This is a genomic window from Acidiphilium sp. (assembly GCF_049977125.1).
Classification (GTDB): Bacteria; Pseudomonadota; Alphaproteobacteria; order Acetobacterales; family Acetobacteraceae; genus Acidiphilium.
Window position 1 is genome coordinate 1 of the sequence record NZ_JBMFGY010000008.1, and the last position, 12,636, is coordinate 12,636.

The 12,636-nt window shown below is 59.6% G+C and carries 16 protein-coding genes; 5 read left to right on the forward strand and 11 right to left on the reverse strand.

The features are described 5' to 3' along the window. Positions 1-150: 150 nt before the first annotated feature. The 4 genes from ACP5E6_RS02595 to ACP5E6_RS02610 are packed head-to-tail and all read right to left on the reverse strand — an operon-like array spanning position 151 to position 3,100. Positions 151-849: a lysophospholipid acyltransferase family protein gene (locus ACP5E6_RS02595; RefSeq protein ID WP_427951264.1), complete on the reverse strand. Its 699-nt coding sequence runs from the start codon at positions 847-849 to the stop codon at positions 151-153. Beyond that, positions 849-1,505 (reverse strand): YdcF family protein, encoded by a 657-nt coding sequence (locus ACP5E6_RS02600; protein ID WP_427951267.1) that lies wholly within the window; start codon positions 1,503-1,505, stop codon positions 849-851. The genes ACP5E6_RS02595 and ACP5E6_RS02600 overlap by 1 nt, the downstream gene beginning before the upstream one ends. Positions 1,506-1,512: 7 nt before the next feature. Then, positions 1,513-2,430 (reverse strand): cell division protein FtsX, encoded by a 918-nt coding sequence (locus ACP5E6_RS02605; protein ID WP_427951270.1) that lies wholly within the window; start codon positions 2,428-2,430, stop codon positions 1,513-1,515. Next, positions 2,423-3,100, reverse strand: a complete 678-nt coding sequence (locus tag ACP5E6_RS02610) for a cell division ATP-binding protein FtsE (protein ID WP_427951273.1) — start codon at positions 3,098-3,100, stop codon at positions 2,423-2,425. Before ACP5E6_RS02610 ends, ACP5E6_RS02605 begins: the two co-directional genes overlap by 8 nt. Between ACP5E6_RS02610 and ACP5E6_RS02615 the strand changes: the two genes are divergently transcribed. Then, entirely contained in the window at positions 3,099-3,704 is a 606-nt protein-coding gene (locus ACP5E6_RS02615; protein WP_427951276.1) for a zinc-ribbon domain-containing protein, read from the forward strand. The genes ACP5E6_RS02610 and ACP5E6_RS02615 overlap by 2 nt on opposite strands. Before the next feature lie 7 nt (positions 3,705-3,711). On the opposite strand, the gene ACP5E6_RS02620 is transcribed toward ACP5E6_RS02615, so the two are convergent. Beyond that, positions 3,712-3,909, reverse strand: a complete 198-nt coding sequence (locus ACP5E6_RS02620; RefSeq protein ID WP_427951278.1) for a YgaP family membrane protein — start codon at positions 3,907-3,909, stop codon at positions 3,712-3,714. A 146-nt stretch (positions 3,910-4,055) separates the two neighbouring features. Between ACP5E6_RS02620 and ACP5E6_RS02625 the strand changes: the two genes are divergently transcribed. Further along, positions 4,056-5,054: a dipeptidase gene (locus tag ACP5E6_RS02625; RefSeq protein ID WP_427951281.1), complete on the forward strand. Its 999-nt coding sequence runs from the start codon at positions 4,056-4,058 to the stop codon at positions 5,052-5,054. A gap of 143 nt (positions 5,055-5,197) precedes the next feature. On the opposite strand, the gene ACP5E6_RS02630 is transcribed toward ACP5E6_RS02625, so the two are convergent. Beyond that, a complete protein-coding gene (locus tag ACP5E6_RS02630) occupies positions 5,198-5,710 on the reverse strand; it encodes a cytochrome C (protein ID WP_427951283.1) in 513 nt (170 codons plus the stop codon). Positions 5,711-5,989: 279 nt separating this feature from the next. Here ACP5E6_RS02630 and ACP5E6_RS02635 point away from each other — a divergent pair, with 279 nt between their 5' ends. Both ACP5E6_RS02635 and ACP5E6_RS02640 read left to right on the forward strand, forming a co-directional pair. Then, a complete protein-coding gene (locus ACP5E6_RS02635) occupies positions 5,990-6,142 on the forward strand; it encodes a hypothetical protein (RefSeq protein ID WP_427951286.1) in 153 nt (50 codons plus the stop codon). Further along, entirely contained in the window at positions 6,124-6,540 is a 417-nt protein-coding gene (locus ACP5E6_RS02640; protein WP_427951289.1) for a PadR family transcriptional regulator, read from the forward strand. The genes ACP5E6_RS02635 and ACP5E6_RS02640 overlap by 19 nt, the downstream gene beginning before the upstream one ends. A 91-nt stretch (positions 6,541-6,631) precedes the next feature. Here the strand turns inward: ACP5E6_RS02640 and phoB are convergent, their stop codons facing one another. The 5 genes from phoB to ACP5E6_RS02665 all read right to left on the reverse strand — a co-directional run bounded on the left by phoB (position 6,632) and on the right by ACP5E6_RS02665 (position 11,246). Continuing rightward, entirely contained in the window at positions 6,632-7,342 is a 711-nt protein-coding gene (gene phoB / locus ACP5E6_RS02645) for a phosphate regulon transcriptional regulator PhoB (RefSeq protein ID WP_427951413.1), read from the reverse strand. 29 nt (positions 7,343-7,371) lie between these two features. Further along, complete coding sequence (gene phoU, locus ACP5E6_RS02650) at positions 7,372-8,091, reverse strand: phosphate signaling complex protein PhoU (RefSeq protein ID WP_427951292.1); 720 nt, start codon at positions 8,089-8,091, stop codon at positions 7,372-7,374. An 11-nt stretch (positions 8,092-8,102) separates the two neighbouring features. Then, complete coding sequence (pstB, locus tag ACP5E6_RS02655) at positions 8,103-8,906, reverse strand: phosphate ABC transporter ATP-binding protein PstB (RefSeq protein ID WP_427951294.1); 804 nt, start codon at positions 8,904-8,906, stop codon at positions 8,103-8,105. Positions 8,907-9,035: 129 nt separating this feature from the next. Continuing rightward, complete coding sequence (locus tag ACP5E6_RS02660; protein WP_427951296.1) at positions 9,036-9,683, reverse strand: peroxiredoxin; 648 nt, start codon at positions 9,681-9,683, stop codon at positions 9,036-9,038. A 108-nt stretch (positions 9,684-9,791) separates the two neighbouring features. Then, the gene (locus ACP5E6_RS02665; RefSeq protein ID WP_427951299.1) at positions 9,792-11,246 is read right to left on the reverse strand and encodes a multicopper oxidase family protein; all 1,455 of its coding nucleotides are present in this window, start codon (positions 11,244-11,246) and stop codon (positions 9,792-9,794) included. Between the two features lie 239 nt (positions 11,247-11,485). On the opposite strand from ACP5E6_RS02665, the gene ACP5E6_RS02670 reads away from it, so the two are divergent. Next, the gene (locus ACP5E6_RS02670; RefSeq protein WP_427951302.1) at positions 11,486-12,628 is read left to right on the forward strand and encodes a branched-chain amino acid ABC transporter substrate-binding protein; all 1,143 of its coding nucleotides are present in this window, start codon (positions 11,486-11,488) and stop codon (positions 12,626-12,628) included. Positions 12,629-12,636 lie beyond the last annotated feature (8 nt).

Genomic DNA, 12,636 nt, shown 5'->3' on the forward strand with positions numbered 1-12,636 from the left:
TCAGAATTCTGCGGTTTTTTGATGCCTATGAAGGGAAAAGTGCCGAAGTTGGGTCAAAGGGTAATCTCGAGGCCAATTGATAAAAAATCAAAACAGTCGGCGACGTTAGTTATTTTCGGACTCAGCCAGTTCCAACACTTGTCCACAAACTTATCCACCGACGCCGCGCTCATAAAACGCTTCGTGCAATGCCGCCAGCATTTCAATGCGATCAAGTCCGTGAGCGAGCGGCGGGTAGATTTTGATCCGGATGGTACCGGGCCGCTTGCGGATCGCATCACGCGGCCAGTAACGCCCGGAATCGGTCGCGACCGGCAGCACCGGCAGTCCGGTTGCCCGGGCGATTGCAACGATACCAGGCTGCAGCTGCGCAACCTGACCCGGTGCGACGCGGGTTCCTTCAGGGAAAATAATGATCTGCCGGCCATTGGCTCCTGCCGCACGCACCTGTTCGATGAGCAAACGCAGAGCCCGCGCCCCGCCGGTACGGTCGATCGCGATCTGCCCGGCCGGCTCTAGAAGGCCTCCGATAACAGGAAGACGACGGAGTTCCTGTTTCATCACATAGCTGGGGCGCCCGAGAAGGGTGAACCAGACCAATGTATCGAACGCCGATTGGTGTTGTGCGGCCAGTATCACCCCGCCTGGCGGCAGGTTTTCTAATCCTTCGACCACGATATTGATGCCGCAGAGTACGCGCAGCATGGTCAGTGCTAGTCGCGCCCAGGCTTGGCCGAACGGTAGCAGTCGGGCCGGGGCGAAGCGGTTGAGTGCTAGTGCGACAACTCCAGCGCTAACGGCAGAAACTATGATGAACAGGTGAAACAGGAGCGATCCAAACATAAACATCACAGATGCGCCTCGATATGATGCGCCGCGAAGCCACCGAGCCGGAAGCGGACCAGCACGTATTTGCCAAACTCCGCAGCGAGCAGCCGCAGCGAGCGCCAGCGATCCAGATGCGCCATCGCGGGTGGGCGCACTGGCTCAGCCAGCAAGGTGACCCCCGGCATCTGGCGATGTAGCTCCAGCAGAGCGCGCGGCATATGATAATCAGCAGTGACCACGATCAACGAGGTCATGGCGTGACGGACCACCCATCGCGCAGTCTCGCGCGCATTGCCTCGCGTGGTTGTGGCCCGGTGGCCCAGACTGATCGATGCGGCCTCAGCTGTGGCGTTGATGCCGTCGCGCGGGGTGAAATCACCCAGATAGGTGCCAACCCCGGCACCCGAGATCAGCAACCGGGGTGCAGCACCGGCAACCAGCAATTCCAACCCGGCTTTGACCCGGTCGGCCCCGCCGGTCAGCACCACAATACCATCGGCACGGGGCATCGGCGTGATTGGTCGTTCACCGGCGACGATGGCGAGGAACCAACCGAATCCAACCAGCCAGAGCAAACAGCAGACCACCGTCAAGCTGAGCAAACGCCGCAGCCATGCGCCCCGCTGGCGCCGCCGGCGTGGCTTGAGGCCCCATCCGAGGCCCATCGAGCCCGTCATCCTCGCTTCATGTCAACCGCTTGAGCCAGCCCCGCACCGTGATTTGTGCGGCGAGCCAGCCGATCGCGGCAGTGGCGATGGTGAACATCACTGGTGACGCCCAAAGGACCGGTGGCAGGGCGGTGATCAAACTCGGAAGGACTGCCGGCGCGCTCGCGATGAAACTGGATGACAGCAGACCCAGCCACGCCAGCACAGGTAGCGCCACGATACCGCCCATCAAGCCGCCGCTCGCGGCGAGACGCATGGCGCGCAGGGCGAACTGGTTGGCGATGTCTGCATCAAGAGCGCCTAGACCGTGGATGATCTCGATCGCCTCACGCCGTTGCGACAGCCCGGCACGCACTGCAACAGCGACTACCGAGGCAGCGACCAGAGCTACGATCAGCAGCACAGCGGCGGCCGAGGCACGCAGGCTTGTGGTCAACGCCGCAAGTCGATCGGCCCAGCGAGCGCCGGAATCGACGATGGTTCCCGGAACGACTCTGGCAAGTCGGATACCGAGCGTGGTAGCGTCCATAGCCGGTGATGATGCATGCACCACGATCACCGCAGGCAATGCGATCGGCAGGGTGCCATCGGCCGCGGTGGTACCGAGCCAGGGTTTCAGCAGGGTCGCGAGATCAGAGTGAGAGAGCAGATGGGCATCACTTAATCCATTCGTTGCCTGGAGCAGGGTCAGCACCGCATCCTGGCGGAGTGGGCCGTTGGCAGCAACGGGCGTAATCGGATTCGGTACTTCAATCGTCATCAATCCCTGCGCGCCGCTCAGCCAGTGGGATGCCAGAGCACCGGCGGCGATGCTGCCAGCCAGGGAAAGGGCTGCAAGGAAGCTCATCGCCGCGACCATGAACGGCAGCAGCCGGTCCGCCATCGCAGCGCGTAACCCGATCCGATCGGCGCGCGAGGCGTGGCGCTTAGCCATGTCGCACCAGCCGGCCATCGAGCAGCTCTAGCGATGGCGCCGGGTGGCGCGCGACCAGACCGGTGTTATGGGTGGCCACGATAATGGTGGTACCCATTCGGTTGAGCGAGCGGATCAGATGCATCAATCGTTCGGCCTGATCATCATCGAGGTTACCGGTTGGTTCGTCGGCCAGCAGCAACGCCGGTCGCGTGATCACGGCACGAGCGATCGCGACGCGTTGCTGCTCTCCACCAGAGAGTTCATCGGGACGGTGGTCCAGCCGTCCAGCGAGACCAACCCACCGCAGTAGTTCGGTAACATCGGCGCGTACCTGTACTTCCTTCCGACGGGCCAGACGCAGTGGCAAAGCGACGTTATCATAGGCAGTGAGATGGCGCAGCAGCCGGAAATCCTGATAGACAACCCCGATTCGTCGTCGCAGAAGGGCGGTGGCACGCCGATCGAGCGTCGCGGTATCGGTATCGAGCAACTCGATTCGGCCGGTTGTAGGCTTGGTTGCCAGATACATCAGCCGAAGCAGACTAGTCTTCCCGGCGCCGGAAGGTCCGGTAAGCCAGCGAAATCCGCCATCCGGAATGTCAAAATCAATTCCATCGAGCGCCACGGCATCAGATCCGCCAGCGGTGGCGCGGTGATAGTTCAGACTGACATGGGAAAAACGGATCATGTTCCGCTTCAATGCCGCGATCCGAGGCGCTAGGGCAAGCGCCCGTCAGCCTCGGTTGCATGGAGGCAGCGAAAATGTCATTCGATCGATCATGCAAATCACCTGCCCGGCCTGCGCTACGCGCTATGAATTGCCGCCGAACGTGGCCATAAAATTGCCGGCTCGCGTTCATTGCGCGCAATGCGGTGCGGAATGGGAAGCAACGGCGACAGAGGCAATCGATCCCGTCGAAATGCTCCCAACGTCCGACGATACGGTATCGACCTCAGAGCCGTTCGAACCGTCCCCAACTGAAACGCAACCCGGGGCCAGATCTGAGCCCAAGACCGAAGCGGCATCCACGCCCGCGGATACCGATCGGGAACCTGAACCTGACGTGCCGACCCTGCCGATCCACGTCACACCTCGGATCACAGCATCAGACTCGTCCCCTTTAGCCGTCAAAGGCAGGGTGTCGGCTGCACAGCATCGGGATCGCGTCCTGTGGGGCGGTTCGGTTGCGGCTGTAACCGGGCTGATCGTGTTGTTTCTCGTATTTCATGGCGCGATCGCAAGTGCCTGGCCACCCAGCCTGCGCCTATATCAGGCGCTCGGGCTGGGTTGATATCGAATTATCCCCTTTTGTTCATTGGGCAGGTATTGAGACCGATCAGCGAATAGGCCGGGCAATAGCCGAGAGCGCCGGTTATCACGGGTACGATGCCAATGTAGCCCCAAATCCCGATCGTGCCGGTCGCGGCCCCGATGATCAATAATGCACCGACCGTGACGCGGATCGCGCGATCAATGGTACCTTCATTGCGGGTCATACTGTGTCTCCTGGTTAATGGGGTGGTTCGATCTATCCCCTATGAATCATATGTAGCAGATATCGAATATTTAAACACGCATTTCGATTGATCAACGTCCAACATCAGGGCTTGACCGCGAGCCCTTTGTGCAGCGAGGGTTGCGCATGGCACATGAACTCCACGAGCGTCTCCTCATTATTGATACCCATGTCGATATCCCGTGGCCCAACGGCCCTGAATTCACGATCGAAGGGCCGCGCTGCGTCGACCTGCCCAAGGTACGGCGCGGCGGCGTGGGAGCGGTGTGCTTCGCCGCCTACGTCCCCCAAGGCCGGCGCGACTCTGCCGGTAATGAGGAGGCGCGTGCCCGCGCGCTCGGAATGCTCGATGCGATCGCCGCAATGGGCCGGGCCGAGGGCGCGATGCTGGCGCATACCGCCGATGCCATCGAGGCCGCCTATCGTGATCGGAAATTTGCAGTCATTCCAGCGGTGGAAAACGGCACGGCGCTTGGCGGCGGTCTTGCCGTGCTCGATGATTTTGCCACCCGCGGCGTACGTTATATGACGCTGACCCATAATGGGCACAATGCCCTTGCCGATGCCGCGATTCCCCGTGCTGATCTGGGGGATGGGCCAGCCGAACACGGCGGGCTCTCGCCACTGGGACGAAAGGCGGTAGTGCGGATGAACCAGCTCGGTATTTTGGTCGATGTGAGCCACGCCGCGAAATCCAGCATGATGCAGGCGGTCGCCCTGTCGCGCGCTCCGGTGGTGGCAACCCATTCCTGCGCCCGCGCCCTATGCGATCATCCCCGCAATCTCGATGACGAGCAACTCGACGCTCTGCGAGACACCGGGGGTGTCGTGCAAATCACCATGGTTTCCGCATTTCTCAAGCGTGGAGCCAAACCGTCGGATATCGGAGTGAGCGCGATCGCCGATCATGTCGACTATGTCACCAGACGGATCGGGATCGACCATGTCGGCATCGGCACCGATTTTGACGGTGGCGGCGGCGTCGCCGGCTATATGCATGCCGGTCAGACACCGGGTCTGACGGATGAATTGATCCGGCGCGGCTATGACGAAGCGGCTCTATCGAAAATCTGGGGGGGCAATTTCCTGCGTGTGCTACGGGTGGCGGAAGCGATACGCGACTAGAGCGTTATGCTTTCAGCTTAACGCTCTAGCTCTATGTTTTTTCGAGCGATTTCATGCGATTATGTTGCCGCTGCCGCGTCAACTTAATCGCATATCGCTCTAAAACCGCCCCCCTGCGGGGCGCACTCGATCGTCACCAGAAGCTAATCGGCTGATGGAACGTTCTTTCCGATCGGGGTGCGTTTCGACAAGGAGATCAGATAGACTTCAAGATCGATCATAGCGGGGCTGTCATAAGCGGGGGCAGTGCCGCCAAGTCCAGCGCGGATGCAATGAACCAGTTGGCGTTGTAGGGTGAAAATCGTGTGTTTCTTGGGATTATAGCGGGGAAAATCCGCGGCACTGCCAATCAGGCTCGGCAAATGCTCACCAGCTGGCGTAATGCCAATCGTCGTACCGCCGTTGGTATGGCATGTCTCGCAGGTGACGGGCTTGTTGTGGAACGCCATGTCCGGCACCCAAATACGGGTGCTGCCGAAGCGTTCGGTTTTGAACAGCTTCGCCCCTCTGGCAACGGCAGCGCGCATCGCACTAATGTTGGCGGTAGCGGTTTTTGCCGTAGACGCTTTGGCGGCGGACGTCGTTGCGGCAGACGCGTTAGCGACGCTGAACAATGCCGCCGTCAAAATGGCCGTTACAGAATGGCGATTGAACATCTGGATCGTGTTCCTTGGTTGGACGTCCTTCCATTATAGCAGACTGAATGAGGATCCGGCGATCGCCTGTGGTTGGTCGAGTAGATTTTTTCTCTCCAGACACGTCGCGGCCGTTGACATAGATTGTATTTAGATATAACTAAAAACTATCGATTATTCAGGAGGTCAATGTCATGTCGATGTTCAGATGGATTGGGACTGCCGGGCCCGGGCGTTATGGTGAAGCATGCGGCATGCGCCGCTTTACCGTCGGACCAGGCGACGGAGCAGGGTCGGGTTATGGTGGCGGGTCGGGTCGAGGCGGATCAGGCCGAGGTGGACGCGCCGGCGGGCATGGCCAGTTCGGTGGCGGCGGTGGCCGGTTCGGGCGCGATGGGCGGTTGCGACGTCTATTGGAGCACGGCGACCTGCGCATGCTGGTTTTACACTTGATCGCTGAAAAGCCACGCCATGGATATGAAATTATCAAGGCGATCGAGGATCTTGCCGGAGGTGCCTATGCGCCGAGTCCCGGCGTCGTGTATCCGACGTTGACAATGCTCGAGGAAATCGGACAGATCATCGGCGAAACCGAAGGTGCACGCAAACGGTTCACCATCACCCCGATCGGTGCGACAGCTCTGGCGGAAAACCAAGTCGCGGTCGATGCGATCCTCGCGCGGATCGCACAAGCTCAGGCGCAGGAGCCAGCGCTTCCGGTACTGCGGGCATTGGAGAATTTGAAAACCACGTTGCGCCTAAAGCTTGCCGCTGGATTGACGACCCCGGATGTGGCGCGCCGGATCGCTGACACGATCGATCAAGCCGCTCGCTCGATCGAGGATTTGTAACGGCTCGCTTGGCCTGAGTTGCCCGTGAGTGGAACCCAAGACCGGTTGTCAGGATTCCGTCCCGATCCTGACAACCAATCGGGCCGGTGTCCTATGCCGCAACCAGATCGGTGTCGAGAGCGTATCCGGCGGCACGCACCGTGCGGACCAAGTCGAGGTCGCCTTCACCATTGATCGCTTTGCGCAAGCGGCGGATGTGGACATCCACGGTGCGGGGTTCGACATGAATATCCCGACCCCACACAGCGTTGAGCACATCTTCGCGCGAGAACACGCGACGCGGATGGCGCATAAAGAACTCGAGCAACCGGAATTCGGTCGGACCGAGGTGCAGCACCTTGCCAGCGCGGGTTACTTTATGGGTGGTGGGGTCGAGTTCCATGTCATGAAACAGAAGCGGCGTCTTTGCCGGGGCGGCGCCGGTGCGGCGAAGCAGGGCGCGGATTCGGGCGATCAGCGCCTCGGGGGAGAACGGCTTGGTGATATAGTCATCGGCACCCGTTTCCAAGCCGCGAACCATATCCTGATCTTCGGCGCGGGCAGTGAGCATGATCACCGGAAGGCCGCGCGTGGCAGGGCGGCGGCGTAACTGACGGCACAGCTCGATGCCGGAAAGTGTGGGCAGCATCCAGTCGAGAAGGATTAGATCAGGTGGGGTTTCGGTAATCTTGGTGAGCGCCTCGTTCCCATCACCGGCCTCATCCACGCGAAAACCGCTTTTTTCAAGGTTGTAGCGCAACAGGGTAACGAGTGGCGCTTCGTCCTCGACGACAAGGACAAGCGGCTTGTTGGAGTCGTTCATCGAAAGCTCCAGCATGGGGGGCACCTCCATCAAGTGTCGTGATGCGGCATATAGGTGGCCGAGAGATCACCCTTCGGGCGCGTATCGGGTAGGGTTTCGCCTGTGGCGGCGTAGTAGGTGAGTTCGGCGACGTTGGTGGCGTGATCGCCGATCCGCTCGAGGTTTTTCGCAATGAACAGCAGATGCGTACATGCCGTTATATTGCGCGGATCTTCCATCATGTAGGTGATCAACTCGCGAAAGATCGTGGTATAAAGGTCATCGATCATCTGATCCGCACGCCAGACCGCCATGGCTTTCTGGGGGTCGGCTTCCCCGAACGCATCGATCGTGGTCTTCAGATTTTCCTGCACCAATCGTGACATCTGTGCGAGGCTGGTCAGCGGATAGGCGGGTGTGGACTGGTTGAGGATCAGAGTCCGTTTGGCGACATTGGCGGCGTAATCGCCAATTCGTTCCAGGTCGGTCGTAACTTTCAAAGCAGCGACGACGTGCCGCAGGTCATCGGCGACCGGCTGACGCAGCGCGAGCACACGAATGGCCGCCTGTTCAATCGCGCGCTCTTCGGCATCGACCCTGGCGTCGAAATCCACAACACGCGACGCCAGCACGGCGTCGCGTGAGAGCAGGGCGGCGGTCGCGTCAGCCAATTCGGTTTCGACGAGTCCTCCCATCACGGCGACCATGTCGCGCAGACGACCCAGATCGGTTTCAAAACTACTCAGGATATGGCGCGATTCATCTGGCATACTGACGCTCCTCAACCGAACCGGCCGGTGATGTATTCTTGGGTGCGGCGTTCGCTTGGCGATGTGAACATCTGCGTCGCATCAGCGACCTCGATCATTTCACCGAGATAGAAAAACGCCACCCGATCGGCACAGCGGGCCGCCTGTTGCATGTTGTGCGTGACAATGATGATGGTGAAATCACGTTTGAGCTCCTCGATCAATTCCTCAATCTTGAGGGTTGAGATCGGATCGAGTGCACTGGTCGGTTCATCGAGCAGAATAACCTGAGGCCGCACCGCAATGGTGCGCGCGATGCATAAACGTTGTTGCTGACCACCCGAGAGTGACAGGGCAGAGCCATTCAACTTGTCCTTGACCTCATTCCAAAGAGCCGCTCGGATCAGCGAGGTTTCCACCCGCTCATCCATCGCCTGGCGCGACAAACGCTCATGCAGACGCACACCAAATGCAACGTTTTCATAGATCGACTTCGGGAACGGTGTTGGCTTCTGAAATACCATCCCAATCCGGCGGCGCAGACGGTTGATGTCGGTGCCAGGAGCGATGATGTTTTCACCATCGAGAAATGCTTCGCCTTCAGCACGTTGACCGGGATAAAGATCATACATCCGGTTGAGCACGCGCAGAAGGGTAGACTTACCACAGCCTGAAGGGCCGATCATCGCCGTGGTCTGGCGATCAGGAAGGTCGATCGACACTGATTTCAGCGCCTGGGTTGCGCCGTAGTAAAAATCAAGTCCACGAATCGAAATCCGTGGCGCGGCGCTCGGGGCAAAGGAGATCGGCTCAAGGCGAGCCACGGCTTCAGGCATGATAACGCTCCGTCTTGCGGAAACAGGGGAAAAGGAGCGTCTCTTTACTCATAGACACGCTCCTTAGCCTCCTATCATGCCATGGTTATGACAGTCCGATGAAGCTTTTATGACAGATAGAGGGATCGATCAGCCGGCGCTGGGCAGTTTCGGCTGTTTGACCATGCGCAAGTAGGGCTTCAGCGTCTTGAACCCGTCCGGGTAGCGCTTGCGCGCCTCATCATCAGAAACCGATGTGACAATAATAACGTCCTGACCGTCTTTCCAGTTCGCCGGGGTGGCGACTTTATCGGAATCGGTTAGTTGCAACGAATCGATGACGCGCAGAATTTCGTCGAAATTGCGACCGGTCGCCATCGGGTAGGTCAGAATCAATCGGATTTTCTTGGCCGGGTCTATGATGAACACCGAACGCACCGTCGCCGTGTCACTCGCGTTCGGGTGGATCATGTCATAGAGTTTACTGACTTTGTGATCATGATCGGCGATGATCGGGAAATCGACCTTCTGACCCTGCGTTTCCTCGATGTCCTTGGCCCAGCCAGTATGATTCTCTCCGGTATCGACCGACAGGCCGACCGGCTTCACATTACGTTTGGTCCACTCCGGCATCAGCCGGGCGACAACACCAAGCTCGGTAGTGCAGACCGGCGTGTAGTCGGCCGGGTGGCTAAATAGGATACCCCAGGAATCGCCGAGATAATCATAGAATTTGATGCGGCCGGCCGAACTGTCCTGTTCGAAATCGGGGGCGGCGTCGCCAAGGCGAAGTGACATATGCAGGAACTCCATAAATTCATTGATGCAGTGCACATAATGCCTGGTGCCGGAAAAACCAACCGCCCGATCAACGATGCAGGGTCTCGCAGAATGACTTTAGCGCGGTCACACGGTGACCCCCTGATAGCGGAACTCGGTCATCATGCCGGTCATCATATGATAAAGGTTGTGGCAATGAAACGGCCAGCGACCGGGGTTGTCGGCGTCGAGCGCCAATCGGACGCTGCCCATCGGGGGAACCAGAATCGTATCGCGCACGGCACCCTTGAGCGGCCTGGCGTTGATCGCCACAACCTGGAACTTGTGGCCATGCAGATGCATCGGATGCGCCATCATCGAGTGGTTGACCAATTCAATCACGACGCGCTGGCCGGCGATCAGCATCAGCGGCGTCACCTTCGGCCAAAATTCACCGTTGAGCGACCAGGCGTAGGGCTTCATGCGACCCGAGAGCACCACCCGATGCAACAAATCGGCGCGGCGGGGTGCCAAACCTTGAGTTGCACTCAGGCGCCGTTCAAGGCGATTATCAATGGCCGGTGCAATTGTTGGCGCCGTTTCGGCGATACGTTCGACTCGCGCACGCGGCGGTACCAGCACAATGCCGGTGCGGCGCCGGCTCCCCTCCAGCGTTGCGAGCACCGGTACGGCGTTGCCGGGCGGCACCTCGAGCAACACATCGAGCCGTTGCGCAATCGCGAGCGGCACATGCCTCGCCCGCACCGGATGAACCGCGTGACCGTCGGCCGCGATGACGGTACCAGTCAAGCCACCGAAATCAACCCAGAACTGGCTTGACGACGAGCCATTGATCAATCGCAACCGCACACGGCCGTTCCGAGCCACCGCGATTGTTGCAGGATCGGTCAAGGTGCGGTCATTTGCGAGAAACGCGTCATAGGCGATGTCATTGAGGTCCATGCCGGAACCCATCGCCATACCGCCGCCCATCGACCCCATGCTCATCGATCCCATGCCGCCACCTGTGGAGGCGGACGCGGCACGGCCTTCCCATGCAGAATCGGTTGGCAGATTCTCGATCTCGCGAGCCATCATATGAACCGCGTGAGGGGATTGGCCGGTGAGGCCGGCCAGCAGTACGTCGGGACTCCGAAAACTGAAATCATGCAGGAATAGAACGATTTCCTGATGATCTGCCCGTAGATCGGCTGCGCTATGCACGATCAACGGTGCCGCCATCAGCGACTGTTCCTGCATCCCCTGGTGCGAATGCATCCAGAACGTGCCTGGAATCGGCGCATAATCATAGGATTTAGTCATCCCGGAGCCGATCGGCGGCGACTCCTTCCAGGGAAAACCGTCCTGTTCCCAGGGCGGCAATTGACCGTGCCAGTGGATGATGGTTCTGAAACTGGTCTGGTTGACTAGATCAACCCTGAAGCGCTCCCCCGGTGCCAATGTAATGCCAGGCTTGCCGTCCGGGCCGGTCAGACCGAATACCGTCGCCAAGCGACCGTCAACATCCAGTGTGCGGGAGCCGGCAACGAGCCGCTTGCCCGGTCCGGCACTGTCAGCATGGGCGATCAGAGGTGGAGTCATCGCCGCAGCGCCGGCACTGGCGATGAGGCTTCTACGAGAAAAGGCATTCAACACATTGAGTTCCATAGGCTGCTGGGTAAAGGTTCCCATGGTAGTAAGGTCAAGTGGCGCGGTCGGGTGTCATCGCCGTCGCATCACTCGCCAATCAAATTGTTCTGAAATGATGTGGTCGTCCGCAGCGCGTGGTGTAGGGTGATCCTGTCACTCAGGTGACACGGAATTCAAACGGGAGACTTCAGATGATCAGAAAAGCGAGAATTGGCGCCGGCGTGGCATTGGGTCTGCTTGCGGGTGGCGTAACCGCTCAGGCTGCCCCGCCGATCAAAATCGGTGTCCAGGCGCCGATCACCGGCACCTATGCCGATGAAGGCCAGGGAATCGAGCGGGCGGTGAAGCTGCTCGCCGCGGAGCAGAATGCCAAGGGCGGGCTGCTCGGCCGCAAGATCGAGGTGATCGCCTGTGACGATCAGGGAGAGGCGGCGCAGGCGGCGATCTGTGCGCGGCAACTGATGAACGATCATGTGATTGCGGTGATCGGCTCATATACCAGCGGCGCAGCGCTCGCAGCACAGCCGATCTATGCACGGGCGGATGTAATCCAGACCTCGGACGGGACGAGCAACGAGTTGCTCAAACACGGCTACAAGACCTGGTTCGGCAATGCGGCGCCGAATTCGGCGGAAGCGAAGTTCACCGCGCATTATCTGGTGGATGTGCGGCATTTCACGAAGATCGCGGTGCTGACCGACCATTCGAGTTTCGCGACCGGGCTCGCGGATGCGGTGGTGAAAGACGTCAAGGCCGACCATGGCGATGTGGTCGACAAATCCTTCATCAACGCGGGGTCGCAGAATTTTTCGCCGGTGCTGACCAAGCTGAAGGCCATGCAGCCGGATGTTCTGTATTTTTCGGGCTATTATTCCGATGGCGGATTGATCCGCGCGCAAATGGCGCAGCTGGGGATGAAAGCGGTGTTTGTCGGTGGGGATGCCAATCAGAACGTTGCCTTCGCCAAGATTGCAGGCGCGGCAGCGGCGGGGTCGGTGATCATCAATGTGCCGGCGCCAGCGGATCTGCCCTATCCGGTCGCCAAGGAATTCGTCGCTGCCTACAAGGCAAAATACGGTTCACTGCCGCCTTCGGTGTTCACTCTGACCAATGCCGACGGTATGCGTGCGGTCATGCAAGCGATCGCGGCGACAAAGTCGGTCAAGCCGGCCAAACTCGAAGCCTATCTGCACGGGATAAAATCATTCCAGGGGTTGACCGGAACGTTCGCCTGGAATGCGAAGGGCGAGCGCACTGGCAGCCCGTTCGTCGCGTTCGAAATCCAGAAGGATGGCAGCTACAAAATCCTGTACCCGGCGCCGACCGCGGGTTGAGCGGCGCG

Excerpts from the sequence above, each read along its gene's own strand:
- ACP5E6_RS02595 (WP_427951264.1), bottom strand. The coding sequence starts at position 849 with ATGTTTATGTTTGGATCGCTCCTGTTTCACCTGTTCATCATAGTTTCT.
- ACP5E6_RS02600 (WP_427951267.1), bottom strand. The coding sequence starts at position 1,505 with ATGACGGGCTCGATGGGCCTCGGATGGGGCCTCAAGCCACGCCGGCGG.
- ACP5E6_RS02605 (WP_427951270.1), bottom strand. The coding sequence starts at position 2,430 with ATGGCTAAGCGCCACGCCTCGCGCGCCGATCGGATCGGGTTACGCGCT.
- ACP5E6_RS02615 (WP_427951276.1), top strand. The coding sequence starts at position 3,099 with ATGTTCCGCTTCAATGCCGCGATCCGAGGCGCTAGGGCAAGCGCCCGT.
- ACP5E6_RS02610 (WP_427951273.1), bottom strand. The coding sequence starts at position 3,100 with ATGATCCGTTTTTCCCATGTCAGTCTGAACTATCACCGCGCCACCGCT.
- ACP5E6_RS02620 (WP_427951278.1), bottom strand. The coding sequence starts at position 3,909 with ATGACCCGCAATGAAGGTACCATTGATCGCGCGATCCGCGTCACGGTC.
- ACP5E6_RS02625 (WP_427951281.1), top strand. The coding sequence starts at position 4,056 with ATGGCACATGAACTCCACGAGCGTCTCCTCATTATTGATACCCATGTC.
- ACP5E6_RS02630 (WP_427951283.1), bottom strand. The coding sequence starts at position 5,710 with ATGTTCAATCGCCATTCTGTAACGGCCATTTTGACGGCGGCATTGTTC.
- ACP5E6_RS02635 (WP_427951286.1), top strand. The coding sequence starts at position 5,990 with ATGGTGGCGGGTCGGGTCGAGGCGGATCAGGCCGAGGTGGACGCGCCG.
- ACP5E6_RS02640 (WP_427951289.1), top strand. The coding sequence starts at position 6,124 with ATGCTGGTTTTACACTTGATCGCTGAAAAGCCACGCCATGGATATGAA.
- phoB (WP_427951413.1), bottom strand. The coding sequence starts at position 7,342 with ATGAACGACTCCAACAAGCCGCTTGTCCTTGTCGTCGAGGACGAAGCG.
- phoU (WP_427951292.1), bottom strand. The coding sequence starts at position 8,091 with ATGCCAGATGAATCGCGCCATATCCTGAGTAGTTTTGAAACCGATCTG.
- pstB (WP_427951294.1), bottom strand. The coding sequence starts at position 8,906 with ATGCCTGAAGCCGTGGCTCGCCTTGAGCCGATCTCCTTTGCCCCGAGC.
- ACP5E6_RS02660 (WP_427951296.1), bottom strand. The coding sequence starts at position 9,683 with ATGTCACTTCGCCTTGGCGACGCCGCCCCCGATTTCGAACAGGACAGT.
- ACP5E6_RS02665 (WP_427951299.1), bottom strand. The coding sequence starts at position 11,246 with ATGACTCCACCTCTGATCGCCCATGCTGACAGTGCCGGACCGGGCAAG.
- ACP5E6_RS02670 (WP_427951302.1), top strand. The coding sequence starts at position 11,486 with ATGATCAGAAAAGCGAGAATTGGCGCCGGCGTGGCATTGGGTCTGCTT.